We start from the raw sequence: 23,680 nt of genomic DNA, 5'->3' as shown, positions 1-23,680 counted from the left end.
CGGGATGGGGGGCCGCCGCGGGGCCGATGGCGCGCGGGCGGACGGGTCGCCCCGCCGCCGGGCGGGCTCGCGCCGTCCGGGGAGGGGCTCGGTGCGGCCGGGGCTACTTGGCGCCCAGGCCGGTGATGCGGTCGATCGCGGCGGTCCAGCGCGGGCTGCGGCCCCGGCGGGCGGCGACGCGGTCGGCCAGGCCGTAGGCGGCGTCGCCGGCGCGGGCCCCGATGCGGACGAGGGGGTCGCGCGGCCACTCCGGCGAGGGGTGGTTGATCCACGGGTAGCGAACGAGCTCGCTGTCGCGGCGCAGGATCAGGTCGGTCATCGTGCGCGCCGCGAAGTTCGAGGCGCAGACGCCGTCGCCGTAGCCGCCGGCCCAGGTGACGCCCCGCTCCGGCTCGTGGCCGACGATCGGCGCCCAGTCGCGCGTGGCGCCCCAGACGCCGCCCCAGAAGTGCGTGATCGTCGCGTCCTTGGCGGCCGGCAGCATCTCGGCCAGGGCCACGCGCAGCATCTCGTGGACGCGCGGGTCCAGGATCTCCGCCTCGTCCATGCCCTTCTGCCGGGGCTGGAAGCCGCCGCGGCCGCCGATGGCGATGCGGTCGTCCATGGTGCGCTGGCAGTAGACGTTGCGGTTGAGCGCGTCGCCCCAGACCTCGCGGCCCTCCCAGCCGCCGAGCTCCTCGAAGACCTCGGCGGGCAGCGGCTCGGTGGCGATGATCTGCGACGTGAGCGGCTGGATGCGCCGGCCCTCCGTCGGGATCTGCAGGGTGTAGCCCTCGGTGCCGCGCACGACGTGCTCGCAGCGGACGTCGCCGCGCGCCGTGTGCACGACGCCGCGCTCGATCCCCGTCACCTCGGTGCCCTCGTAGATCGTCACGCCCAGGCGCTCGACGACCTCGGCCAGGCCGCGGGCCAGCTTCGCCGGCTGGACGCGCGCGCAGTACGGCTCGAGCTTCGCGCCCAGGGCGCCGCTGATCTGCACCCGCTCGGCCAGCTCCTCGGCCGACAGCCAGCGCGAGAACTCCTCGCCGAAGCCCTTCGCGTGGTCCTCCGCCACCCCGGCGCGCATGGCCTTCGCCTGCTCGAAGGTGCGCGCGACGTTGAGCGCGCCGCCCTTCACGAAGCCGGCGTCGATGCCCTCGGCGGCCAGCGTCTCGCCGATGACGTCGACGGTGCGGTAGTTCTCCTTCTTCATCGCGAGCGCGAGCTCGCGGGAGCTGCCGTTCTTGGCGTAGCCGTCGACCGAGCCGTTCAGGTGGCCGTAGCACCAGCCCCCGTTGCGCCCGGACGCCCCGGCCCCGGCGATCCACCGCTCGAGCACCGCGATCCGCAGCGACGGGTCGGCCTTCTTCAGGTAGTAGGCGCTCCACAGGCCCGTGAAGCCCGCGCCGACGATCGCGACGTCCACGTCCGTCGGACCGGGCAGCGGAGCGCGGGGCGTCAGGTCGCCGGCCTGCTCGAGCCACAGGCTCAGACCGGCGTACTGGGGCGCGGGGGTTCCGGACATGCGGCGCACCGTACCACGGTTCTGATAGCGCTACCACTATCCGCCCGCCGCGCGGCTCGGAACCCCACCGCGCCGCCCCGGGCGGCGCTCGACGACCGACCCGCCGGACCGACGCGTACGGTGCCCTCATGCACCGCGAGGAGCTCGCCGAGATCGTCGCCGACGAGGCCCTGCCCGACGCCGTCGCGGCGGCGCTGCTCCGGCACGCGCGACCGGCCGTCCTGCTCATGGCCGACGGGGCGCCCCGCGCGGTTGGCGCGTCGAAGGGCGGGGGCCGGCCCGACCTGCCCGTGGGGACGCCGTGGCCGACGCTCCCCGGCCGCGACCACCCGTACGTGTTCCTGCTGCAGCTGCGCCTCGCCGACCTGCCCGACCTGGGCGACCTGCCGCGGGCGGGACTGCTGAGCGTCTCGATCGGCTGGGACCCCGACTGCGGCGAGCTCGACGGCGCGGCGCTGGTGCGCGTGGTCCCGGACGGCGAGGAGCTGCGGCCGGTCGATCCCCCGCCGGCGCTCGTCGCCACGGAGGACCTGGAGGACGGGCTGCTCCGCGAGATGGCGCTCCGTCCGCTCCTGACGTGGACGCTGCCGACCGCCACGGAGCTGCTGCGCCTGGAGCCCGGCCTGCCGCGGGTCCGGGGGGCGTTCGGCGACGAGACGCCCGAGGGCTACGACCTCGAGACCCAGGAGGCGCTGGCCGATGGCCTGGCGAGCGGCGACACCCTCGCCGGTCCCGAGGCGCAGCTCCTCGGCTGGGGGCACGCGGGCGCGCAGGGCGAGGACGTCGAGGCCGAGATCGGGCGCGCGGCGAGCGGGTACGACGACGAGCACGAGCTCGCCCGCGCACCGTGGCGCATGCTGCTCGAGATCCCGTCCGCCGAGCTCATCCCCTCGTTCGGCGACGGCGGCACCGGCTGGGTCGCGCTCCCCGCCGAAGACCTGCGGGCGGAGCGGTGGGACCGCGCGTTCACCCTCGGGTCGACCGGATGAGCGCCGCCCGGCCCGCCCGCGGTGCGGCGGCGGCGCCCGCGGGCCCCGCCGTGGGCCGCCGATAGGCTCCCCGTCCGATGAGCAAGGACGCGGGCCGGCCGGCCGCCACGCCGACCGTCAACGACGTCGCCAGCGAGGCCGGGGTGTCCTTCGCCACCGCCGCCCGCGCCCTCGGCGACTACGGGTACGTCAGCGCGAAGGCGAAGGCGAAGGTCGAGGCCGCCGCGGTCGCGCTCGGGTACCGCCGCAACGACGTCGCCCGCGCCCTGGCGTCGGGCAGCACGCGCACCGTCGGCCTGGTGGTGGGCGACATCGAGAACCCGTACTTCGCGGCGGCCTCGCGCGGCGTCGCGGCCGTGCTCGAGCCCGCCGGGTACACGCTGCTGCTCGCCAACTCCGACGAGGACCCCGAGCGCGAGCGGCAGGCGGTCGACGTGTTCTCCACCCGCGTCGACGCGCTCGTGCTCTCCCCCGCTCGCAGCTTCGACAAGCACCGCACGCGCGACGTCGGCAAGCCGCTGGTGCTGCTGGACCGCACGGTGCGCGGGCTCGACGTCGACAGCGTCGGCGTCGACAACGCCGCGGCCGCGGCGACCGCCGTCGAGCACCTGGTCGGCCTGGGCCACCGGCGCATCGGCGTGATCGCCTCGCCGAGCGACATCAGCTCGACCGCCGACCGCCTGCGCGGCTTCCGCGCCGCCCTGCGCCGGGCGGGCATCGCGCCGGACCCCGCGCTCGAGGCCGCCACCCGCGACCACGCCGGCGACCCCGAGGACGCCGCGCTCGCGCTGCTCGACCGGCCTGCGGACGAGCGCCCCACGGCGGTCTTCACCACGGAGAACGTCGTCACGGGTGGCACGCTGCGGGCGGTGCGCCGGCTCGGCCTGACGATCCCCGCCGACCTGTCGATCGTCGCCTTCGACGACACGGACTGGCTGCCGCTCATGGAGCCGCCGATCACGGTCGTGCGGCAGCCCGTCGTGGACCTGGGTCGCCGCGCCGCCGAGCTGCTGCTCGAGCGGCTCGACGGGACGTCCGGACCGGGGCGGCGCACCGTCCTGCCGACCGAGCTGGTCGTGCGCGGGTCCTGCGCCTCTCCCCGCACGCGATAGCACCTCGCCGGCCGCCCGGGGCCGTCACGGCGGCGGAGATCCGTGGGTGATAGCGGTCTCAATGTCGACTTGCCGATGACTGATAGCGCTGTTAGGTTCGCGGAAACCGGTTCCAGCAACCGGTTTCGTGAGATGAACCACAGACCGCCTTGGGTGAGGGCGGTCGCGAAGAGGGGGCGGGCACGCGATGAGCGTGGACTCGGAATTCGACGTGCGCTTTCGCGGCGTCACGAAGCGCTTTGGCGAGGTCGTCGCCGTCGACGACCTGGATCTGGACATCCGCAAGGGCGAGTTCCTCTCGCTCCTCGGGTCGTCCGGCTGCGGCAAGACGACGTCGCTGCGCATGATCGCCGGCTTCGAGCAGCCCTCGAGCGGCTCGATCCTCATCGGCGGCGAGGACGCCGTCGGAACGCCGCCGTACCGCCGCGACGTCAACACGGTCTTCCAGCACTACGCGCTGTTCCCGCACATGACCGTGCTGGACAACGTGGCCTACGGCCTGAAGCAGCGGGGCGTGGAGAAGGGCGAGCGCCTGCGCAAGGCGCAGGAGGCGCTCGAGCTGGTGCACCTGCAGGGCCGCGAGCGGCGCAAGCCCCGCGAGCTCTCCGGCGGCCAGCAGCAGCGCGTCGCCCTGGCCCGCGCGCTCGTCATGCAGCCGCGCGTGCTGCTGCTCGACGAGCCGCTCGGCGCCCTCGACCTGAAGCTCCGCAAGGACATGCAGGTCGAGCTCAAGCGCATCCAGCAGGAGGTCGGCATCACGTTCGTCTACGTGACGCACGACCAGGGCGAGGCCATGTCGATGAGCGACCGGATCGCCGTCATGTGCGACGGGCGCATCGAGCAGCTCGCGGCGCCCGAGGAGATCTACGACCGGCCCGCGTCGGAGTTCGTCGCGAACTTCATCGGCGAGATGAACATGCTGCGCGGCCAGCTGCGTGAGACCGCCAACGGCCACGCCGTCGTCGACGTGCCGGGCGGCACCGTCGTCGCCCGCACCGACGGCACCCACGCCGCCGGCGACGTGACGGTCGGCATCCGCCCCGAGCGGATCCGTCTGGCCGGGGTCGGCGACGACGCCCGCGGCGCCAACAGCGTCGAGGCCACCGTCATCACCCGCATGCAGCTCGGCAGCGCGATCCAGATCGTCGCCGACGCCGGCGACGGCGCCGAGCTGACCGCCCTCGTCCCCCGCGCCGGCACGGACGCCGACGCCGACCACCTCGCGCCCGGCGACCGCATCCGCCTCGCCTGGCCCGAGACCGCCCCGATCCTCCTGGCCGCCTGAGCGCGCCGACACCCGAGCGAGAGACCGCACCATGAGCATCAACGACGACGAGATCCGCATCCTCGCCCCGGTCGAGAGCAAGCGCCGCTTCGACCGCGTCGCCCGCCTGTCCCAGGAGAACGCGCTGCGCACGACGGGCGCCCGCCTGTCCCGCCGCCAGGCCCTCGGCCTGGGCGCGATGGCGCTGCTGGTCGCCGGCTGCGGCGGCGGCTCCTCCTCGTCCTCCACCTCGTCCGGCGGCGGCGCGAAGGCCTCGGGCCTGGCCGGCAAGCCGCTGGAGAGCGACCTCCTGATCTACAACTTCTCGGAGTACGTCGACCCGAAGGACATCAAGGCCTTCATGAAGGCCAACGCCGGGACGACGGTCAAGGAGACCTACTACTCGTCCACGGACGAGATGGAGGCCAAGGTCAAGGCCGGCGGCGGCGACTACGACATCATCGTCCCGGGCCAGAACTCCATCCCGGTCCTGGGTCAGGGCGGCCACCTGTACGAGCTCGACCACGAGCTCCTGCCGAACCTGAAGAACCTGCAGCCCCAGTGGCGCGGCCTCGAGTACGACAAGGAGAACACGTACTCCGTCGTCAAGAACTGGGGCTACACCGGGTTCTTCTACCGCAACGACGTCCTGGACGAGCAGCCCAAGACGATGATGGAGTTCTTCGAGCTGCTACCGACGGCGGTGAAGAAGGGCCGCACGAACATGCTCGAGGGCACCACCCTCGTCATCGGGTCGGCGATGATCGCGCTGGGCCTGGACCCCGACTCCGAGAACCCGGCGGACTACGACAAGGCCGTCAAGTTCCTGCAGCCGCTCGCGAAGTCGATCAAGACGCTGGACGCCTCGACCGTCCGCGCCGACGGCGCCGCCGGCCGCCTGGTCCTCAGCCAGGGCTGGAGCACCGACATGACGCTGATCGCGTCCGAGAACAAGAACGTCACGGCGGTCGCGCCGGACGGCCCGGCCGAGCGCTGGGCCGACAACTGGTCGATCCTCGCCGACGCGAAGCACCCCGTCGCCGCGCACGCCTGGATCAACTACATGCTCGACCCGAAGGTCGCGCTGCGCGAGATGAAGTACACCGGCGCGCCGACGCCCGTCGCGCCCGCCTGGGACCTGCCGGGCGCCGAGAAGTACCGCGACAACCCGCTGGTCAACGTGCCGCAGGAGAAGCTGAACAACTACAAGTTCATCCTCTCCCCCTCGCCGAAGGTCCTCAACCTCCGACAGCAGGCGTACGAGAAGTTCCGGGCCACGCGATGAGCACCCAGAACGCCCACAGCGTGCCGACCGCCTCGCCGGCGGCCGGCCCGCCGGCCGGGAAGCCGCGACGTCGCCGCGTGCGGACGTTCGGTCCGCGGTACCCCAGCTGGCTGGCCTCGCCGCTGCTCCTCTACTACCTGCTGCTGTTCGTCGCGCCGCTGGTCATCCTGATCGCGTTCGCGCTGGCGAAGCAGGGCGACTCGTTCGCCGGGGACCAGATCCTGTACGGCTTCTACTGGGAGAACTTCTCGGAGCTGTTCGACGACCTGTACCTGCGGGTCTTCGGGCAGACGATGCTGCTCGCGTTCGGCGGCACGGTCGCCACGGTCGCGGTCGGCTTCCCGCTCGCGTACTGGATGGCGCGCCACGTCCGCACGGACCGCAAGGGCCTGATCGTCCTGCTCGTGATGATCCCGTTCTGGACGTCGTTCCTGGTCCGGACGTTCGCCTGGAAGCTGCTGCTCGACGGCGACGGCCCGTTCGCGGGCGCGCTGGGCCTGGACATCCTCTACTCGTGGAAGGCCGTCCTGATCGGCCTCGTCTACGGCTACCTGCCGATGTTCGTGCTGCCGGTCTACGCCGCGCTCGAGCGGATGGACTGGACGCTCGTCGACGGCGCGAAGGACCTCGGCGCCAAGCCGTGGACCGCGTTCCGCCAGATCACCTTCCCCCTCACCCGTCCGGGCCTGCTGGCGGGCACGCTGCTCGTCTTCATCCCGATGGCCGGCGAGTACGTCATCCCGCAGCTGCTGGGCGGCGGCCGCTTCCTGTTCGTCGGCAACGTCATCCAGGGGCAGTTCATCGGCGCGTCCAACTGGCCGTTCGGGGCCGCGGTCTCCATCGGCCTGATGGCGATCCTGTCGATCTTCGTCGTGCTCTACGTCGTCTCGGCGACGAAGGAGGAGCAGTTCGGTGCATAACGCGATCTTCCGCCGCCGCCTGCTGAGCGGCTGGGGCGTCCTCGTCCTGCTGTTCCTCTACCTGCCGATCGCGGTCGTGATCGCCTACGCCTTCAACACGGGCAAGGACGTCTCGAACTGGACCGGCTTCTCGTTCCACTGGTTCCTCGACGCGTGGGAGACGCCGCGCTACCAGAACGCGCTGCTGCTCTCGCTGAAGATCGCGGTGCTCAACGCGATCATCGCCACGCTGCTCGGCACCCTGGCCGCGCTGGCGCTCGGCCGCTCCCGGTCGCGCTGGCGGATCCCGTTCACGACGCTGATCTTCCTGACGCTCGTCGTGCCCGAGATCGTCATCGCGGTCGCCTCGCGCATCTTCTTCGTGAAGGCGCACGAGTCCCTGGCGATCTTCCCCGCGCTGTCGTGGAAGACGATCCTGCTGGCTCACGTCGTGTGGAGCTCGGCGGTCGTCGTGCTCATCGTCCGCTCGCGGTTCACGAGCATGGGGCCGTCGCTGGAGGAGGCGAGCTTCGACCTGGGCGCCGGGCCGATCTCGACGTTCCGCCAGGTCACGCTGCCCCGCCTGCTGCCCGCGATCGTGGCCGGCGCGCTGCTGTCGTTCACGATGTCCTTCGACGACTACGTCCTGTCGGTCTTCACGGCCTCGGGCGACGCGGAGACGTGGCCGATGGCGGTCTTCAACGACGTGCGCTTCGGCGTCACGCCCGCCGTGAACGCCATCTCCACCGTCATGTTCCTGATCGTCGCGATCGGCATCGCCGGGGCGATGTGGTTCGTCTCCCGCAAGGGCGGCGACCCCGCGAAGGAGCTCTCGGGTGGACGCGGCTGACGGCGTGCCGGTCCGCCGCCGCGGGCCGGCCCGCCGGAGCGGCGGGCGCGCCACGATCGCCGACGTCGCCCGCCGCGCGGGCGTGTCGAAGGCGACCGTGTCGCGCTCGCTCAACGCCCCGGACTCCGTCCACCCCGAGACGCGCGACCACGTGCTGGCCGTCGTCGACGAGCTGGGGTTCGCGCCCAACCTCAACGCGCGCAGCCTGACGACGGGCCGGACGCTCGTCGTCGGGGTGGTGCTCTCCGACATCCAGGTGCCGTTCTTCACCTCGGTGGGGCGCGCGATCCAGAACGTCGCGCACGAGGGCGGCTACCTGACGCTGCTGGGCAACTCGGACGAGCGGCCCGAGGTCGAGGACGAGCTGGTGCGGGCGTTCGCCGCCCGCATGGTCGACGGCCTGATCGTGACCCCCGCGGCCGGCGACAACGCCGCGCTGCGGCAGGTCGCGCGCAGCGTCCCCGTCGTCACGCTCGACCGCATCGTGCAGGGCGTCCCGGGCGCACGGATCGTGTCGGACAACCACGCCGGCGCGCTCAACGCCTCGCGGCACCTGCTCGGCCTGGGCCACCGCAAGATCGCCTACCTGTCCTCGCCGCTGAACAAGTCCTCGGCGGTCGAGCGCTACCGGGGCTACCGGGACGCCCTCGAGGAGGCCGGCATCGCGTTCGACCCGCGCCTGCTGCGGGCCGGCACGTACGACGTGGACACCGTGGCGCGCGAGACGACCGCCCTGCTGACGGAGCACCGCCCGACGGCCGTGCTCACGTCGGAGGCGAGCGTCACGATGGGCGCGCTGCGCGCCGCGCAGGCCCTCGGCCTGCGGGTGCCGGAGGACCTCTCCGTCCTGGGCTTCGACGCCCTGGAGCTGACGACGCCCGAGCTGACCGTCGTCCTGCAGGACACGGAGCGGCTGGGCGCGGAGGCGATGCGCCGCCTGATGCGGCGGATCGACGCTCGGGCCGGCGGCCTGGACGGCGGCGACGGCGTCGACGTGGTCCGCGTGCCGACGCGGCTGATCGTGCGCGACTCCTGCGCACCCCCGCCGCCGGTCGCGGCGCTCTGAGGCGGGGCGGGCCCGGGCCATCCGGGACCGCCGCGCCGGAGGGCGCCCGGGCCCGCTCGCCGCGAGGAGACGCGGCGAGCGGGCCCGGGGGTCGTGGGGCGGAGCGGGTCGCGGGGCGGGGTCGTGTTCCGGCTCGGGTCCGCTCTCCGGCCCTGAGGCGGAGCGGGTCGCGGGGCGGGGTCGTGTTCCGGCTCGGGTCCGCTCTCCGGCCCTGAGGCGGAGCGGGTCGCGGGGCGGGGCCGTGTTCCGGCTCGGGTCCGGCATCCGGCCCCGAGGCGGAGCGGGTCGCGGGGCCGGGTCGTGTTCCGGCTCGGGTCCGCTCTCCGGCCCTGAGGCGGAACGGGTCGCGGGCCGGGTCGTGTTCCGGCTCGGGTCCGCTCTCCGGCCCTGAGGCGGAGCGGGTCGCGCGGCGGGGTTGTGTTCCGGCTCAGGTCCGGCATCCGGCCCTGAGGCGGAGCGGGTCGCGCGGCGGGGTCGTGTTCCGGCTCAGGTCCGCTCTCCGGCCCTGAGGCGGAACGGGTCGCGGGCCGGGTCGTGTTCCGGCTCAGGTCCGGCATCCGGCCCCGAGGCGGAGCGGGACGCGGGGCCGGGACGTGTTCCGGCTCGGGTCCGCTATCCGGCCCTGGGGCGGAGCGGGTCGCGGGACCGGGTCGTGTTCCGGCTCAGGTCCGCTATCCGACCCTGAGGCGGAACGGGTCCCGGGCCGGATCGTGTTCCGGCTCAGGTCCGGCATCCGGCCCTGAGGCGGAGCGGGTCGCGGGGCCCGGTCGTGCTCCGGCTCGCGTCCGGTATCCGGCCCCGAGCCAGAACGGGCCGCCGGGCAGCCCGCGGCCCGGCCGCCCCACCCGCGGCCCGCCTTCCCGCGCCGCCCCGCCCGCTACGCGGCCAGGGCGGCGCGGATCCGCTCGATGCTCTGCCGGACCGGCGGCAGCGGGTCGAGCCAGTAGCGGTCGCTGATGATCTCGAAGGACAGGTGGCCGGTGAAGCCGCCGGCCGCGAACTCGTCGAGGTAGCGCTCCATCGGCAGCTCGCCGTCGCCCCACGCCAGGTGGCCGCCCGGGGCGCCGTCGACGAAGTGGGCGTGCCACAGGCGGTCGCCGAACGCCGCGGTGTAGTCGGCGACGGTCTCCCCCGCGACGGCCATCGCCGGGATGTCGACGGCGGCGCCGAGCGCCGGGTGGCCGACGTCGTCGAGCATCCGGCGGATCTGCGCCGACGTGGTGATGACGTGCGACTCGACGGGCTGCAGCGCCTCGAGCACGCTCCTGATCCCGCGCTCGTCGGCGTAGGAGACGATGCGCGAGAGCGCGTCGGCGGAGCGCTTCCACACCTCGGCGTCGTCCTCGCCGACGTAGCCCCAGCCGGGCGTGAGGAAGAGCAGCGGCGCCCCGAGGCCGACGCAGGCGTCGACGCACTTCTCGAAGTAGCGGACGCTGCGCTCGCGGATCCGCTCCTCCCGCGCCGCGATGTTGATCGGGTACATGACCTGCTCGGGCGTGAAGCACGTGAGCTCGAGCCCGCGCGCCTCGATCTCGCGGCGAACGCGGTCGATGTCGGCGGCCGTGGCGTCCTCGACGTAGAGGTGCGGCGACACGCCCCACAGCTCCACCTTCCCGACCTCGAGGCTCGCCATGTCGTCGAGCCAGCGCTCGAGCGGGAAGCGCAGGTAGCTGAAGTTGCTCGCGCTGATCTGCGCGGGGTCGATCCGGTGCACGCGGTGGTCCCTCGGTCGGGGCGGCGGCCCGGGGTGGCCGCCGCCGTGTGGTAGCGCTATCAATATCGTCCCCGGCGAGCCGCCGCAAGGCGGGATCCGCGGCGCGACGGGCCCATTGCTGCGCTCGGCCGGCCGCCGCAATGCGGGATGCGCGGCGCGACAGGCCCGGTACTGCGCTCGGCCGGCCGCCGCAAGGGGGGGATCCGCGGCGCGACGACCCTGGCACTGCGCCCGGCCGGCTGCCGCAAGGCGGGATCCACCGCACGACAGGCCCAATGCTGCGCTCGGCCGACCGCCGCAAGGCGGGATCCGCGGAGCGAAAGGCCCGATGCTGCGCTCGGCCGACCGCCGCAAGCGGGGATCCGCGGCGCGACGGGCCCTAGTACTGCGCCCGACCGGCAGCCGCGACGGCCGCGCCCACCAGCGCGCCCGCGACCGCGAGCGCGAAGGCGGCCGGGGCGCCGCCGACGTCGACGAGCGCCCCGCCCAGGGCGACCCCGCCCGCGCCGCCGGCGGCCATCGCGGCCCCGCAGACGGTGAAGGCCTCCGTGACCGCCCCGTCCGGCGCGACGCGGCCGACGAGCGAGTACAGGCAGGAGAGCATCGGCGCCCACGCCAGGCCGGACAGCAGCGCGGCGACGAGGGCCAGCGGCAGGCTCGGCACGACGGCGAGCGGGGCGGTCAGCAGCGCGACGACGCCGAGCGTGACGGGGAAGCGCAGCGCGAGCGGCGAGCGCCAGGTGCGGGCCGCGTAGGCCAGGCCGCCGAGCAGGCTGCCGAAGCTCGCCAGGCCGAGCAGCGCGCCCGACGCGGCCTCGGCGCCCAGGTGGTCCGCCAGGCCGGGCAGCCCGACCTCGAGCGCCCCCATCGACGCGCCGGAGAGCGCCGACACCAGGACGAGGGTGCGGATCGCCGCCCGGCGCAGCAGCCCGGAGGGTCCGCCTCCGCGCGGCTGCCACCGCCGCGGCCAGGACAGGCTGGCGAACCACAGCGTCCCGCCGACGGTCACCGCCGCCATGAGCAGGACCGCGGCGGACGGCGAGACCAGCGTGACGACGCCGCCGGCCAGCAGCGGCCCGCTGGTCCAGATGACCTCCTGGACCGTCGCGTCGAACGCGAACGCCCGCTCCCGGGCGACGGGATCGCGGACGATCTCGGGCCACAGCGCGCGCAGGCACGCCGCGACGGGCGGGAGGGCCGCGCCGGCGAGCGCCGCCAGGCCGACGAGGACGCCGAGCGGCGCGCCGGCCCCCGCCGCGACGACGAGTCCCGTCAGCCCGGCTCCCTCGGCGAGCGCGCAGGGCACGAGCACGCGCACCTGCCCCAGCCGGTCGACGAGCCGGCCGAGCAGCGGCGCGGCGAGGGCCGTCGCGCCGCCGAACACCCCGACCACGACGCCCGCCGGCCCGTAGGACCCCGTCGCCTCGCGGGCGAGCAGCAGCAGCGCGAGGGTCATGCCCAGGGGGAGCCGCGCCAGGACGGAGCTCACGACGAGCGGCAGCACGCCGGGCGCCGGCAGCACGCGGCCGCCGGTCACCGCCACGCGATCACCGTCATGATCGGGGCGTGCGGCGTGCGACTCGGGTGACAGACGGACGTGATAGCGCTACCATAGCGCCCGTGCACCAGGGGGACGGAGACGGCGTCATCGTCGTGGCGGGCGAGGCGCTGATCGACCTCGTCCCGGCCGCGGACGGACGCGTGGCGGCGCACGCCGGCGGCGGCCCGTTCAACGCCGCCCGCGCGGCCGCACGGCTCGGCGCGCCGGCCGCGTACCTGGGCCGGCTGTCGTCGGATCCGTTCGGCGTCCGCCTGCGCGCCGCGCTGCAGGACGACGGCGTCGACCTGTCCCCCGCCGTCGCGACGGACGATCCGACGACCCTCGCGCTCGCCGACGTGGGCCCCGACGGCTCGGCCCGCTACGGCTTCTACGTCGCCGGCACGTCGGCCCCGGGCCTGACGCCCGAGGCCGCCCGCGCCGCGCTGCCCGCGCGGGTCGCCGCGCTCTGCGTCGGCACCCTCGGCCTCGTCTTCGACCCGACGGCGTCGACGCTCGAAGGCCTCGTCGCCGCGGCGGACGACGCCACGCTCGTGCTGCTCGACCCCAACTGCCGCCCGGCCGCCGTCCCGGACGCGGACGCCTACCGCGCGCGGCTCGGCCGGATCCTGCGCCGCACGGACGTCGTGAAGGCCAGCGACGACGACCTGGCGTGGCTGCGGCCCGGCCTGGCGCCCGCCGACGCGATGCGCGCGCTCCTCGTCGACGCCCCCGGCGCCGTCGGCCTGGTCACCGTGGGCGGCGACGGGGCGCTCGTCGTCACCCGCGACGACGTCCGGGCCGTGCCCGCCCCGCGGGTCGAGGTCGCCGACACGATCGGCGCCGGCGACGCGTTCGCCGGGGGCTTCGTCGCCTGGTGGCACGAGCAGGGCCTGGGCCGGGCCGACCTGGCGCGCACGGACCGGCTGACCGAGGCCGCCGCCTTCGCCTGCCGCGTCGCCGCCCGCACCTGCGCGCGCCCCGGCGCGGACCCGCCCCGCCGCGACGAGGTCTGAGCCGCGCGGCGCCCGGCCGCGGGGGCCCGGCGCGACCGGGCCAGCGAGGACGCGGCGCGGCCCGACGCGGCCCGCGACGACGTGGCCCGCGCCCCCAGTCCTGCGGCACCCGCCCCCGGCTGCCCGCGCGCGGCCCTCAGGCGGCCAGGACGCCGGCGTCCGCGAGGGGACGGTCGGCCGGATCGGCGACCACGACGATGGCGTCGAGGTCCGCCCGCGTGACCCGCGGCACGTGGCTGCCGGCGACGCCCACCGCGGCGGTCGCCCACGCCACGGCCGAGCGCAGCGCGGCGGGCCCGACGCCGCCCTCGGCGACGAACCCCGCGAGCAGCGCGTCGCCCGCGCCGACCGTGCTGCGCACCTGCGCCGGGCGCCCGGCCGCGTGGTGCACCCCGTCCGGCGAGACGAGCAGCGCGCCGTCCGGCCCCAGGCTGACGACGACGTTGCGCGCGCCGCGGCGCAGCAGCACGCGCGCGCCGTCCGTGGCCTCGCCGAGCGTCCGCACGGGCCGGCCGACCGCCTCGGCGAGCTCGTCCGCGTTCGGCTTGACGACGTCGGGGCCGGCCGGCAGCGCCGCCGCGAGCGCCCGGCCCGTCGTGTCGAGGGCGAAGCGCGCGCCGACCGCGTGCGCGTGTCGGCACGCCGCGGCGTAGAAGCCCGGCTCGGCGCCGGGCGGCAGGCTGCCCGCGCCGACGAGCCAGCGCGCGTCCGTGACCGCGGCGCGCGTGGCGACGAGCAGGCCGTCGAGCTCGGCCGACGTGGCCGGCTCCCCGCGCGTGTTGATCTTCGTGATCGTCCCGTCGGGCTCCACGATCTGCACGTTCGCGCGGCTCGGGGCCGCGACCGGCACGGTCGTGGCCGGGACCCCCTCCTGCTCCAGGCGGACGGCGATCTCCTGGCCCGCGCCGCCGCCGACGGTCAGCACGGCGTGGATGGCGTGCCCGTTGGCCAGCAGCGCGCGGGCGACGTTGACGCCCTTGCCGCTCGGCTCGAGCATCTCGCGCTCGCCGAACTGCACGCGGCCGCGCTCCAGGCGGTCCAGGTAGACCGTGCGGTCCAGGCTGGGATTGGGCGTGACGGTCACGATCATGCGGTCTCCACCTCCACGCCCGCGCGCCGCAGCGCGGCGAGGGCCTCGTCGTCGGCCTCGTCGTCCGTGACGAGCAGGTCCACGTCCTCGAGCCCGCCGTGCCGGTGCAGGCGGGCGACGCCGAGCTTCGTGCGGTCGGCCAGCACGATCCTGCGGCGGCCGGCGGCGAGCATCAGGCCCTTCACCTCGGCCTCGGCGGCGTCGGGGGTCGTCAGCCCGCGCTCGAGCGAGATCCCGTTGACGCCGGCGAAGACGACGTCCACGTTCAGGTCGCGCAGCGCGGCGCCCGCCCACGGCCCGACGCTCGCCTCGGTCGGGCGGCGCATCCGGCCGCCGAGCAGGTGCACCTCGAGCTCGGTGCGCTCGAGCAGGTGCGTGGCGATCGGCAGCGCGTTCGTGAAGACGGCCAGGTCGCCGGTCGCGGGCAGCAGCTCGGCGAGGCGGACGGTCGTCGATCCGGCGTCGAGCAGGATCGTCCCCGACGCGGGCACGTGCGCGAGGGCGGCGCGCGCGATCCGGCGCTTCTCGCCGTCCAGGCCCACGCGGGCGGAGACGCTGGGCTCCGCGACGGTGCGGTCGAGCGGGACCGCTCCGCCGTGGACGCGCGCCAGGCGTCCCTCGCGCTCGAGCGCGATCAGGTCGCGGCGCACGGTCTCGCCGGTCACGCCGAGCTCGTCGGCGATCTCGGCGGCGCCGACGCGACCGCGGGTGCGCAGCGCGTCCAGGATGACGCGGCGGCGCTCCGCGGAGAAGGGGGCGCGACCGGTCACCGGGGCGGCTCCGGGAACTCGCGGCGGTCGGCGTAGACGCCCGCCGCCAGGCCGGCCAGGAGCGCGGCCCCGCGCGCGCCCGGCTCGCCGTCCGTGCGCCGCTCGAAGGGCCCGAGGGTCGCCCGCTTGGCGGCGCGGACGGTGGCGCTGCGGGCCCAGCCGCCGGTGACGACGACCCGCTCGGCGGGGCCGACGACGTCCGCGATGGCCGCGTGCAGCCCGCGCGCGTCCTCGCCCGCCGCGGCGACCGCGGCCCGCCAGACGGCGCCGGCCGGCGCGTCCGGCGGCTCGATCCGCACGTCCCCGTCGACGCCGCGCACCACGCGGACGGCGACGTCGGCGGCGGCGCCCGCCTCGGCGTCCAGGGCCGCCAGGCCCTGCGACCCGACGCCGAGGCGCTCGAGCACGCGGCCCAGCAGCAGGCCGCCCTCCGTCCCGCCCAGGACGCACCAGCAGCCGGCGGCGGCGTGCCAGCCGACGGTGGTGCCGGCGGCGACGAGGCGACGGATGGCGTCCGCGCGCAGGTCGGGGGCGACGGTGCGGATGAGCGCCTCGGCGGTCCCGCACGAGTCGAGCAGGTCGCCCGGTCCGGCGGCGTCCAGGCCGACCGCCGCCGCCTGGTGGTCGTGGCCGGCGACCGCGAGGACGGCGCCGGCGAGCGCGTCCGGCAGGCCGGAGGCCGTGACGACGCCGAGCGGCGTCCCGGCGCCGGCGAGCGGCGGCAGCAGCCCGGCCGTCGCCCCCGACCACTCGAGCGCCTCGGCCCACCAGGCGCGACCGGTCAGCTCGAGCCAGCCCGTGCGCGAGGCGAGCGAGGCCTCGCTCGACTCCTCCCCGCCGAGCCCGCGGACGATCCACTCCGCCACGCCCAGGCGGCGGACGGCGGACCGCGCGCCCTCGTGGTGGTCGAGCAGCCAGCGGTGCTTCGTCAGGCTCCACTGGGCGCGCAGCGGCAGGCCGGTGCGCACGGCGAGCGCGTCGGCGCCCAGGTCGGCGCCGAGCCGCGCCACCTCGGCCTCGTCCCGCCGGTCGTGCCAGGCGATCACGGGCGCGACGGGGGTGCCGCGGCCGTCGAGCAGCACGCCGGACTCCCCCATGCTGGCCACCCCCACGGCCGCGACGGGCCTGCCGCCGGCGGCCGCCGCCGCGTCGGCCAGGGCGGCGCGGGCCGCGTCCAGCAGCGCGAGCGCGTCGAGCTCGGCACCCGTCGGCACGGTGCGCCACGGCGTCGGGCGGCGCCCCTCGCCGAGCACCTCGCCGGTCTCGTCGAGCGCCACGGCCTTCGCGGACGTGGTGCCGACGTCCAGGCCGATCAGGACCGCCGTCATCGGGCCGTGCCCGTCTCGTTCGTTTGCCGCATTGGAGTTCGGTGGATATTGTTGCGAAGCGTTGGAGTTGTCAAGCGGCGTCCCGAGGAGCCCATGCCCGCAGTCCACATCCGCGACATCCTGGCCCCGGCGCGCGACGAGCGCCGCGGGATCGCCGCGTTCAACGTCATCGGCCTGGAGCACGCCGAGGGCATCGTCGCGGGCGCCGAGGCCGCCGGCCGGCCCGTGATCCTGCAGCTCAGCCAGAACGCCGTCGCGCACCGCCGGGGCACCCTGCGCCCCGTCGCGGCGGCGCTCGTGGCGCTGGCCGGCGAGGCGGCGGTGCCCGTCGCGCTGCACCTGGACCACGCCGAGGACCCGGCACTGCTCCGCGCCGCCGCGGCCGCGGGGTTCTCGTCCGTCATGTTCGACGCGTCGTCGGCGGCGGACGAGGACAACGTCGCCGCCACCGCGGACGCCGCGGCCTGGGCGCGCGGCGCCGGGGTGTGGCTCGAGGGCGAGCTCGGCGAGGTCGGCGGCAAGGACGGCGACCACACCGTCGGCGCGGGCACCGACCCGGACGCGGCCGCGGACTACGTCCGCCGCACGCGCGTCGACGCCCTCGCCGTCGCGGTCGGCTCGTCGCACAAGATGACCGACCGGACCGCGCGGCTGGACCGCGAGCGGATCGCGGCCCTGCGCGCCGCCGTGCCCGTACCGCTCGTGCTGCACGGCTCGTCCGGGGTTCCCGACGACGAGCTGCGCGCCGCCGTGGCCGCGGGGATGGTGAAGGTCAACGTCGGCACGCTGCTCAACGTCGCGTTCACCGGCGCGGTCCGCGGGACGCTCGCCGAGCGGCCGGAGCTGGTCGACCCGCGGCCGTACCTGGCCGCCGGCCGCGACGCGATCGCCGAGGCCGCGGAGCGCGTGGCCCGCACGCTCGCCGGGGCGTAGGCCCCGGCGCGGGCTCAGCCCTGGCGGGCGTACAGCTCGTCGAGCAGGCCCGCGCGGTCGGGCAGCGCGTAGCGCTCGGCCAGGCGCCGGTCGATCTCCTCGCGCGGCGTGCCGTCCAGCAGCAGGTCGAGCGCGACGAGGCGGGCGCCGGCCTCGTCCGTGCTGCGCTCGGCCGGCGGGGTCGTCGCGGCGGGCGCGGGCGCGGCGGTCGGGGGCGTGGTAGGCGCGGGGCCGGCGACCGCGGACGGCACAGGATCCGGCGCGGCGGGAGGGGTCGCGCTGGACGCGGCCGGCGCCGGGGCCGGTTCGGGGTCGGGCTCCACGACGGGCGCCGCGGGCGCGTCGAGCTGCTCGGGCGTCGGCAGGCCGCCGTCGGGGGCACCGGCGGTCACGTGCCGCGACTCGGGCGAGACGCTGCCGGCCACGGCGGCCGGCACCTCGCCGCCCAGGTCCTCCAGGACGCGCCCCACCTCGGCGTCGAGCGCCGCCACCCGCTGCAGCAGCGACGTGGTGGCGCCGCGGACGGCGGACACCCGCTCGCGCGCCTCGTGCTCGGCGTCCGCGCGCACCCGGTCGGCCTCGTCCCGTGCGTCGCGCTCCAGGCTCTCGGCCGTCTCCTCGGCCGCGGCCACGATGCGCCGCACGCGCTCGGACGCGCCGGCGGCGAGCGACGCCGACGCGGGCGCCGGGGCGGGCGCGGCGGCGGCCGCCAGGGCGGCGTCGCGCTCGGCGCGCAGGGCCTCGACCTCGTCCGCCAGGCGCCGCAGGTGCTCGTCGACGGCGTGCGTCTCGTACCCCCGGCGGGCGATGGGGAAGTCGCGCTTCTCGATGCTCTGGCGGTCCGTCGGCACGTCGCTCCTCTCTCGCGCGGGCGCCGGCGGCCCGCGGCGTGGCGAATCTAGCGGACGCCCCGGCCCGGCACGCCCGCCGGGCGGGCGGCTTAACCGGCGCTTGACGGCGCGAGGGCCGGACCGTCGTCCGTGTGGACGAGCAGGCCGTCGCGGACCAGGCCGGCCACGGCGCGCTCGACGCGCTCGGGCGTCACCTCGGCCGGCAGCGCGGCCGCGAGGTCCTGCCCGCCCGCCAGCGCGGCGACGATTCGCCCGCGGACGTAGCGGTCGCTGTCCTCGAACCGCTGCCGGGTGCCCCGCGCCCCGCGGGGCGGGATCACGACGGCGTGCGCCGACCGGCACCACGCCGCGGCCGGGCAGGCCCCGCACTCCACCGTCCGTGCCCGGCACCGGGTCGCGCCGAGCTCCATCGCCGCCTGGTTCCACGTCGCGGCGCGGTCGTCGTCGGGCAGCAGCTCGTCCGGGGCGCCCAGGCCCAGCCGCTCGCTGATGCGCACGACGTTCGTGTCGACGGCCGCCACGCGCTCGCCGAACGCGAACGAGGCCACCGCCGCGGCCGTGTACGGCCCGATCCCCGGCAGCGCGCGCAGGCCCGCCGCGGACGCCGGCCAGCCGTCGCGCGCGACGACGACGCACGCCTCCTGCAGCCGCACGGCGCGGGAGTTGTAGCCCAGGCCGACCCAGGCGGCCAGCACGTCGCGGCGGTCCGCGGCGGCGAGCGCCTCCGCCGTCGGCCAGCGGTCGATCCACGCCTCGAAGCGTGGGACGACCCGCGCGACCTGCGTCTGCTGCAGCATGACCTCGGAGACGAGGATCGCGTAGGGGTCGTCGGTGCGCCGCCAGGGCAGGTCGCGGGCGACCTCGCCGTACCAGGCGAGGATCGCGTCGCGGGCGGCGTCCCGGTCGGCCCGGAGCGCCCCCTCCGCCGCCGCGTCCCGGTCGTCGGGCGCGCGGGTCGGCGGGGCGGCGGGCATCGGGCCAGGGTAGCCCGCCGGCCCGCGCGGCGGCGCGGCCGGCGGGCCGGCGGTCAGGGGCGCCGGGCGCCCTTCCTCGCCGCCTTCGGGCGGTTCTGCTTCAGGTAGAACGTCTTGCCCTTGCGGACGACGCGCAGCGACAGGCGCAGGTCGCTCGTGACCGGGCCCGGGCGGGTGGCGCGGTAGGTCAGGTCGATCTTCCGGGTGTCGACCTTCTTCGACACGATGTACGTGAAGAGGCCCTGCTTGCGGGTCTTCAGACCGGTCTTGGCCAGGGTCCGCCGGCCGCCGCGGGTCACGTGGTAGACGTCGAGCCGCGCGCCGGCGATCCCCTTGCCGCGGCGGTCGACGACCTTGCCGCGGATCACGGAGCGCTCGCCGTACGGCACGTCGGCCTTGCGCGGGTGCTTCTTGCCGCTGCCGAACCACGCACGGATCCGCGCGTGCCGCAGGCGCTCGTAGTCGCTCCCGGGGCCGCCGTCGCCGTTGACCTTCGGGAACTGCACCGCGGAGACGGCCTGGGTGTTGCCGGCGGCGTCCTCCACCTCGGTCTGCACGGTGTGCGGCCCGGGCGGGAGCTGGCCGTACGCGACGCGGACCTCGCGGCCGGCGACCGCGGCGGCGCAGGGCTGCGGGACGAGGAACTGGTGCGCGTCGCCGTCGGCGGGGTTCGCGTCGACGCAGTCGGCGCCGCCGAGCCCCTCGGACGCGAACGGCTGCCCGTCCACGAGCGTGTTGACGCGGTAGAGGCCGCCGCCCTGGTCGGTCGCGTCGAAGCGGACGGCCAGAGTGCCGCTCGTCTCGCCCTCGTCGAGGATCGCGTTGTTGCCGACGACGGGCTTGGCGTCGTCCTTCAGGCTGACGACGGCCTGGCCGATCGAGACGGTCGTCGGCGGGTTCGGGCAGACCTCGAACGCCGACAGGCCGCAGGTCAGCCCGATCGTGACGCCGGCGGCGTCGAGGCCGGGCTTCGACACCGGGGCGGTCAGCTCGGTCTGGCAGGCGTCGCCGTCCTTCACGCAGCGCTCGAGGTCCTTGCGGTTGCCGTCGGGCGCGCTGCCGGTCGCGGTGATCGCGTACGTCGCCGAGTTGTTCGCGGTGCCGGCGAAGCCCTGGGACACCCGGAGCGCCGTCAGGCCGGCGATGCGCGTGCCGGCGGGCGCGGCGAACGACCACTGGCCGCCCTGTCCGCCGTGAGCGTTCGCGTTCAGCGCGACGGCGAACGGGCCGCCGCCGGAGCAGCCGTTCGTCGCCTGCGCCTCCGACGTCGCCGCCGGGCTCCAGCCGGCCACGCCGACGGGCGCGCCCGTGGGGCCCTTGCAGGCGTAGACGGCGTAGGTGCCGTCGGCCGCGAGGGCCGGGGCGGGGACGAGCGCGGCGAGCGCGCAGGTGGCGATCGCGCCGCCCAGCAGGGCGGCGGATGAGCGTGGGTGCACCGGGTTCCTTCCGTGCAGGATCTAGGGGGACGTGCCCGTCGCGGGGCGCCGGCCGGGGGACGGGGCCGGACGCCGCGCACGGGCGCGGCGCAGCCTATACGTCCAGATCCCGGGACATCGCTCAAGGTCGCGACGTTGCAGCGAGCCGTCGGGCGGCCTCGTCGATCACCTCGTCGCGCTTGCAGTACGCGAAGCGCACGAGGGAGCGGCCGGCGGTCTCGTCGTCGTAGAAGACGGCGGTCGGCACGGCGACGACGCCGGCACGCTCGGGCAGCGCCCGGCAGAACGCCCGACCGTCCTCCTCGCCGATCGCGCGGACGTCGGCGGTGGCGAAGTAGCCGCCCTCGGGTGCCAGCACCTCCAGGCCGGCGGCGCGCAGGCCGGCGCAGAGGCGGTCCCGCTTGCGGCGCAGCGCGTCCCGGGCGCCGGCGAAGTACGCGTCGTCGAGCGCGAGGGCGCGGGCGACGGCCTCCTGCAGCGGCCCGTGGCCCGAGAAGGTCAGGAACTGCTTGGCGGTCGCGACCGCGGTGACGAGCGCCGGCGGGCCGGTCACCCAGCCGACCTTCCAGCCCGTCAGCGCGAACGTCTTGCCGGCCGAGGAGACCGTCAGCGTGCGCTCGGCCATCCCGGGCAGCGTCGCGAGCGGCACGTGCTCGCGGTCGAACGCCAGGTGCTCGTAGACCTCGTCGCAGACCGCGATCAGGTCGTGCTCCCGGCACACCGCGGCGACCTGCTCCAGCTCCTCCGGCGTGAAGACCTTGCCGGTCGGGTTGTGCGGCGAGTTGAGGAGCAGGAGCCGCGCCGGCCGGCCGCCGTGCCCCTCCCCCGCCGCCGCGGCGCGCAGCTGCGCCGGGTCGAACGTCAGGTCCGGCGCGCGGAGCGTGACGACCCGTCGCTCGGCCCCCGCCATCGCGACGCCCGCCGCGTAGGAGTCGTAGTAGGGCTCGAAGAGGACGACGCCGTCGCCCGGATCGCAGAGCCCCAGCAGCGACGCGGCGATGCCCTCCGTGGCCCCGACCGTCACCTGGACCTGCGTGTCCGGGTCGAGCTCGCGCCCGTACCAGCGGCGCGCGTGGGCGGCGACGGCCTCGCGCAGCGCCGGGACGCCGCGCGCCGGCGCGTACTGGTTGGGCCCGGCGCGCAGGGCCTCGGCGGCGGCCGCGACGACCTCGGCGGGCCCGTCCTCGTCCGGGAACCCCTGGCCCAGGTTGATCGCCCCCGTCGCCTGGGCGAGCGCCGTCATCTCGGCGAAGATCGTCGTGCCGAAGCCCCGCAGGCGGGCGGCGGTCCCGTGGCTCATGCGGGCAGCCTACGGGCCGCCCCGGGGCGGGGGCGGGCCTACGCGGCGGGCAGCGGCGCGTCCGCGGCCCGGACGTCGGCGTCCGGCGCCCCGGCCGGGCGGCGCGGGACCGGCAGCGCGATCAGCTCGGCCCGGACGGTGTCGTCGGCGGCGTGGATGACCTCGAGCTGCGGCGGCGTCGGGAGCGGGACGAGACGACGGTTCTGCGGCATGGCGGTGGTCCTTCCTGCGGGGGTGGTGCTGCGACGCCACCGAGTCTCGCGGCGGCGCCTCGGAGGAGGCTGAGCGGAACCCAAGGAGTTCCGACAGACGCGGCGCTACTTGTGCGTCATCGCGAGCACGCCCGCGACGATCGCCGCCACGCACACGGCGGCGCAGGCCGCCACGACCAGGCCGTTCGCCGCGACGGCGCCGCCCTCGCCGCGGCGGCGGGCGGCGAGCAGCGCCTCGCCGCGCAACACGCCGATCCCGAAGATCGCGGTCACGCCGACGCCGCCGCACAGCGCGGCGAGGGCGATCTTCCAGAGGGCGTCGAGGTCGACGACGGTGGCGACGGGCGGCATCAGGCGGCCTTCGGGGTCGGGGCGGCCGCGCGGGCCGGAGGGGCGGGCTCGTCGTCGTGGTCGCCGACCGTGTCGTGCGCCTCGACCGCCGCCTTCCGCTGGACGGTGACGAAGAGGGTCAGCGCGGCGGCGCCGGAGAGGATCGCCATGATCACCGACCCGGTCGAGCCGGAGCCGATGGCCTCGGAGCCCTCCCAGATCGCGGCCGCGACCAGGCCGGCCGCGGGGATCGTGAAGACCCAGGCGACGACCATCGTGCCGAACAGGCCCCACCGCACCTCGGACAGGCGCTTGCCGATGCCGACGCCGAGGATGCCGCCGGACACGACGTGCGTGGTGGAGAGCGGGTAGCCGAAGTACGACGACGCCAGGATGACGCTCGTGCTGGAGGACTCGGCGACGAAGCCCTGCGGGGCCTCGATCTCGGTCAGCCGCTTGCCGAGCGTGCGGATGATCCGCCAGCCGCCGATGGCGGTGCCGCCCGCGATCGCGAGCGCCGCGACGACCTTCACCCAGAGCGGGATTGCCGAGGCGTCGTCGAGCGTGCCGTGGGCGACGAGCGCCAGGGTGATGACGCCCATCGTCTTCTGCGCGTCGTTCGTGCCGTGCGCGAGCGAGACGAGCGACGCGGACGCGAGCTGCCCGTAGCGGTAGGCGCGCCGGCTCTCGGCGGTCGGGCCCCCGGGCCGCAGGCGGTAGGCGACGAACGTGCCGAGCGCGGCGACGAAGCCGCACAGCAGCGGCGCCAGGACGGCCGGCAGGAGCACCTTCTCGATCAGCCCCTCCCCCTTGATCGCGCCGGTGCCGTGCGCGATCAGGACCGCGCCGACGATGCCGCCGATGAGCGCGTGGCTCGAGCTGGACGGCAGGGAGAGCGCCCACGTGACGAGGTTCCACAGCATCGCCCCGGCGAGCGCGGCGAAGAGCAGCGCCAGCCCGGCGTCACCGGCGATCACCGTGTTGTCGACGATGCCCTCGGCGATCGTCGTCGCCACCTTCACCGACACGAAGGCGCCGACGAAGTTGAGCGCCGCCGACAGCAGCACCGCCGCGCGCGGCGACAGCGCCCGCGTCGCGATCGAGGTGGCCATCGCGTTCGCCGTGTCGTGGAACCCGTTCGTGAAGTCGAACGAGACCGCGGCCGCGATGACGACGGCGAGGAGGACGTCGGAGCCCATGCGGGCGGACGCTACGCCGCA

Annotated in this window: 22 protein-coding genes; 9 read left to right on the top strand and 13 right to left on the bottom strand. The window is 76.0% G+C overall.

All coding sequences use genetic code 11. From position 1 onward, the window contains the following. Positions 1 to 103 precede the first annotated feature (103 nt). Complete coding sequence (locus J3P29_RS08225) at positions 104 to 1,504, bottom strand: FAD-dependent oxidoreductase (protein ID WP_210492602.1); 1,401 nt, start codon at positions 1,502 to 1,504, stop codon at positions 104 to 106. Between the two features lie 128 nt (positions 1,505 to 1,632). Between J3P29_RS08225 and J3P29_RS08220 the strand changes: the two genes are divergently transcribed. From J3P29_RS08220 to J3P29_RS08190, 7 genes are all read left to right on the top strand, one after another. Further along, complete coding sequence (locus J3P29_RS08220; protein ID WP_210492601.1) at positions 1,633 to 2,493, top strand: DUF1963 domain-containing protein; 861 nt, start codon at positions 1,633 to 1,635, stop codon at positions 2,491 to 2,493. Positions 2,494 to 2,570: 77 nt separating this feature from the next. After that, on the top strand, positions 2,571 to 3,605 hold the full coding sequence (locus J3P29_RS08215; RefSeq protein ID WP_210492600.1) for a LacI family DNA-binding transcriptional regulator: 1,035 nt from the start codon (positions 2,571 to 2,573) through the stop codon (positions 3,603 to 3,605). Positions 3,606 to 3,792: 187 nt separating this feature from the next. Further along, the gene (locus J3P29_RS08210) at positions 3,793 to 4,890 is read left to right on the top strand and encodes an ABC transporter ATP-binding protein (RefSeq protein ID WP_210492599.1); all 1,098 of its coding nucleotides are present in this window, start codon (positions 3,793 to 3,795) and stop codon (positions 4,888 to 4,890) included. 31 nt (positions 4,891 to 4,921) lie between these two features. After that, positions 4,922 to 6,154: a spermidine/putrescine ABC transporter substrate-binding protein gene (locus tag J3P29_RS08205; RefSeq protein ID WP_210492598.1), complete on the top strand. Its 1,233-nt coding sequence runs from the start codon at positions 4,922 to 4,924 to the stop codon at positions 6,152 to 6,154. Continuing rightward, positions 6,151 to 7,074 carry an ABC transporter permease gene (locus tag J3P29_RS08200; RefSeq protein WP_210492597.1) on the top strand — a complete coding sequence of 308 codons (924 nt, stop codon included), beginning with the start codon at positions 6,151 to 6,153 and terminating at the stop codon, positions 7,072 to 7,074. The genes J3P29_RS08205 and J3P29_RS08200 overlap by 4 nt, the downstream gene beginning before the upstream one ends. Beyond that, a complete protein-coding gene (locus tag J3P29_RS08195; RefSeq protein ID WP_210492596.1) occupies positions 7,067 to 7,903 on the top strand; it encodes an ABC transporter permease in 837 nt (278 codons plus the stop codon). Before J3P29_RS08200 ends, J3P29_RS08195 begins: the two co-directional genes overlap by 8 nt. Continuing rightward, positions 7,890 to 8,969 (top strand): LacI family DNA-binding transcriptional regulator, encoded by a 1,080-nt coding sequence (locus J3P29_RS08190; RefSeq protein WP_210492595.1) that lies wholly within the window; start codon positions 7,890 to 7,892, stop codon positions 8,967 to 8,969. The genes J3P29_RS08195 and J3P29_RS08190 overlap by 14 nt, the downstream gene beginning before the upstream one ends. A gap of 877 nt (positions 8,970 to 9,846) precedes the next feature. Here J3P29_RS08190 and J3P29_RS08185 read toward each other — a convergent pair. Both J3P29_RS08185 and J3P29_RS08180 read right to left on the bottom strand, forming a co-directional pair. Next, on the bottom strand, positions 9,847 to 10,683 hold the full coding sequence (locus J3P29_RS08185; RefSeq protein ID WP_210492594.1) for a TIM barrel protein: 837 nt from the start codon (positions 10,681 to 10,683) through the stop codon (positions 9,847 to 9,849). A 379-nt stretch (positions 10,684 to 11,062) separates the two neighbouring features. Beyond that, positions 11,063 to 12,226 carry an MFS transporter gene (locus J3P29_RS08180; protein WP_210492593.1) on the bottom strand — a complete coding sequence of 388 codons (1,164 nt, stop codon included), beginning with the start codon at positions 12,224 to 12,226 and terminating at the stop codon, positions 11,063 to 11,065. 77 nt (positions 12,227 to 12,303) lie between these two features. On the opposite strand from J3P29_RS08180, the gene J3P29_RS08175 reads away from it, so the two are divergent. Further along, positions 12,304 to 13,236, top strand: coding sequence for a PfkB family carbohydrate kinase (locus tag J3P29_RS08175; protein WP_210492591.1), 933 nt, complete (start codon positions 12,304 to 12,306; stop codon positions 13,234 to 13,236). A gap of 136 nt (positions 13,237 to 13,372) precedes the next feature. On the opposite strand, the gene J3P29_RS08170 is transcribed toward J3P29_RS08175, so the two are convergent. Genes J3P29_RS08170 through J3P29_RS08160 form a run of 3 tightly spaced genes read right to left on the bottom strand, consistent with a single transcriptional unit; the run spans position 13,373 to position 16,424 of the window. Continuing rightward, positions 13,373 to 14,326 (bottom strand): 1-phosphofructokinase family hexose kinase, encoded by a 954-nt coding sequence (locus tag J3P29_RS08170; RefSeq protein WP_210492590.1) that lies wholly within the window; start codon positions 14,324 to 14,326, stop codon positions 13,373 to 13,375. Next, a complete protein-coding gene (locus J3P29_RS08165) occupies positions 14,323 to 15,096 on the bottom strand; it encodes a DeoR/GlpR family DNA-binding transcription regulator (RefSeq protein ID WP_210492589.1) in 774 nt (257 codons plus the stop codon). Before J3P29_RS08165 ends, J3P29_RS08170 begins: the two co-directional genes overlap by 4 nt. Beyond that, the gene (locus J3P29_RS08160) at positions 15,093 to 16,424 is read right to left on the bottom strand and encodes an FGGY family carbohydrate kinase (protein WP_210492587.1); all 1,332 of its coding nucleotides are present in this window, start codon (positions 16,422 to 16,424) and stop codon (positions 15,093 to 15,095) included. The genes J3P29_RS08165 and J3P29_RS08160 overlap by 4 nt, the downstream gene beginning before the upstream one ends. Positions 16,425 to 16,517: 93 nt before the next feature. Here J3P29_RS08160 and J3P29_RS08155 point away from each other — a divergent pair, with 93 nt between their 5' ends. Beyond that, positions 16,518 to 17,357: a class II fructose-bisphosphate aldolase gene (locus J3P29_RS08155; protein WP_210492586.1), complete on the top strand. Its 840-nt coding sequence runs from the start codon at positions 16,518 to 16,520 to the stop codon at positions 17,355 to 17,357. Between the two features lie 14 nt (positions 17,358 to 17,371). On the opposite strand, the gene J3P29_RS08150 is transcribed toward J3P29_RS08155, so the two are convergent. The 7 genes from J3P29_RS08150 to J3P29_RS08120 all read right to left on the bottom strand — a co-directional run bounded on the left by J3P29_RS08150 (position 17,372) and on the right by J3P29_RS08120 (position 23,659). Further along, complete coding sequence (locus J3P29_RS08150; RefSeq protein ID WP_210492585.1) at positions 17,372 to 18,208, bottom strand: DivIVA domain-containing protein; 837 nt, start codon at positions 18,206 to 18,208, stop codon at positions 17,372 to 17,374. A gap of 89 nt (positions 18,209 to 18,297) precedes the next feature. Then, positions 18,298 to 19,182: an A/G-specific adenine glycosylase gene (locus J3P29_RS08145; protein ID WP_210492583.1), complete on the bottom strand. Its 885-nt coding sequence runs from the start codon at positions 19,180 to 19,182 to the stop codon at positions 18,298 to 18,300. Positions 19,183 to 19,235: 53 nt separating this feature from the next. Next, positions 19,236 to 20,618, bottom strand: coding sequence for a hypothetical protein (locus J3P29_RS08140; RefSeq protein WP_210492582.1), 1,383 nt, complete (start codon positions 20,616 to 20,618; stop codon positions 19,236 to 19,238). A 121-nt stretch (positions 20,619 to 20,739) separates the two neighbouring features. Then, complete coding sequence (locus J3P29_RS08135; protein ID WP_210492581.1) at positions 20,740 to 21,918, bottom strand: pyridoxal phosphate-dependent aminotransferase; 1,179 nt, start codon at positions 21,916 to 21,918, stop codon at positions 20,740 to 20,742. 38 nt (positions 21,919 to 21,956) lie between these two features. Then, positions 21,957 to 22,130 (bottom strand): hypothetical protein, encoded by a 174-nt coding sequence (locus J3P29_RS08130; RefSeq protein WP_210492580.1) that lies wholly within the window; start codon positions 22,128 to 22,130, stop codon positions 21,957 to 21,959. Positions 22,131 to 22,235: 105 nt separating this feature from the next. Beyond that, positions 22,236 to 22,481, bottom strand: a complete 246-nt coding sequence (locus J3P29_RS08125) for a hypothetical protein (RefSeq protein WP_210492579.1) — start codon at positions 22,479 to 22,481, stop codon at positions 22,236 to 22,238. Beyond that, on the bottom strand, positions 22,481 to 23,659 hold the full coding sequence (locus tag J3P29_RS08120; protein WP_210492578.1) for an inorganic phosphate transporter: 1,179 nt from the start codon (positions 23,657 to 23,659) through the stop codon (positions 22,481 to 22,483). The genes J3P29_RS08125 and J3P29_RS08120 overlap by 1 nt, the downstream gene beginning before the upstream one ends. Positions 23,660 to 23,680: the final 21 nt, after the last annotated feature.

The organism is Patulibacter sp. SYSU D01012 (assembly GCF_017916475.1).
Lineage (GTDB): Bacteria > Actinomycetota > Thermoleophilia > Solirubrobacterales > Solirubrobacteraceae > Patulibacter.
This window is presented reverse-complemented; position numbering and strand designations above follow the sequence as displayed.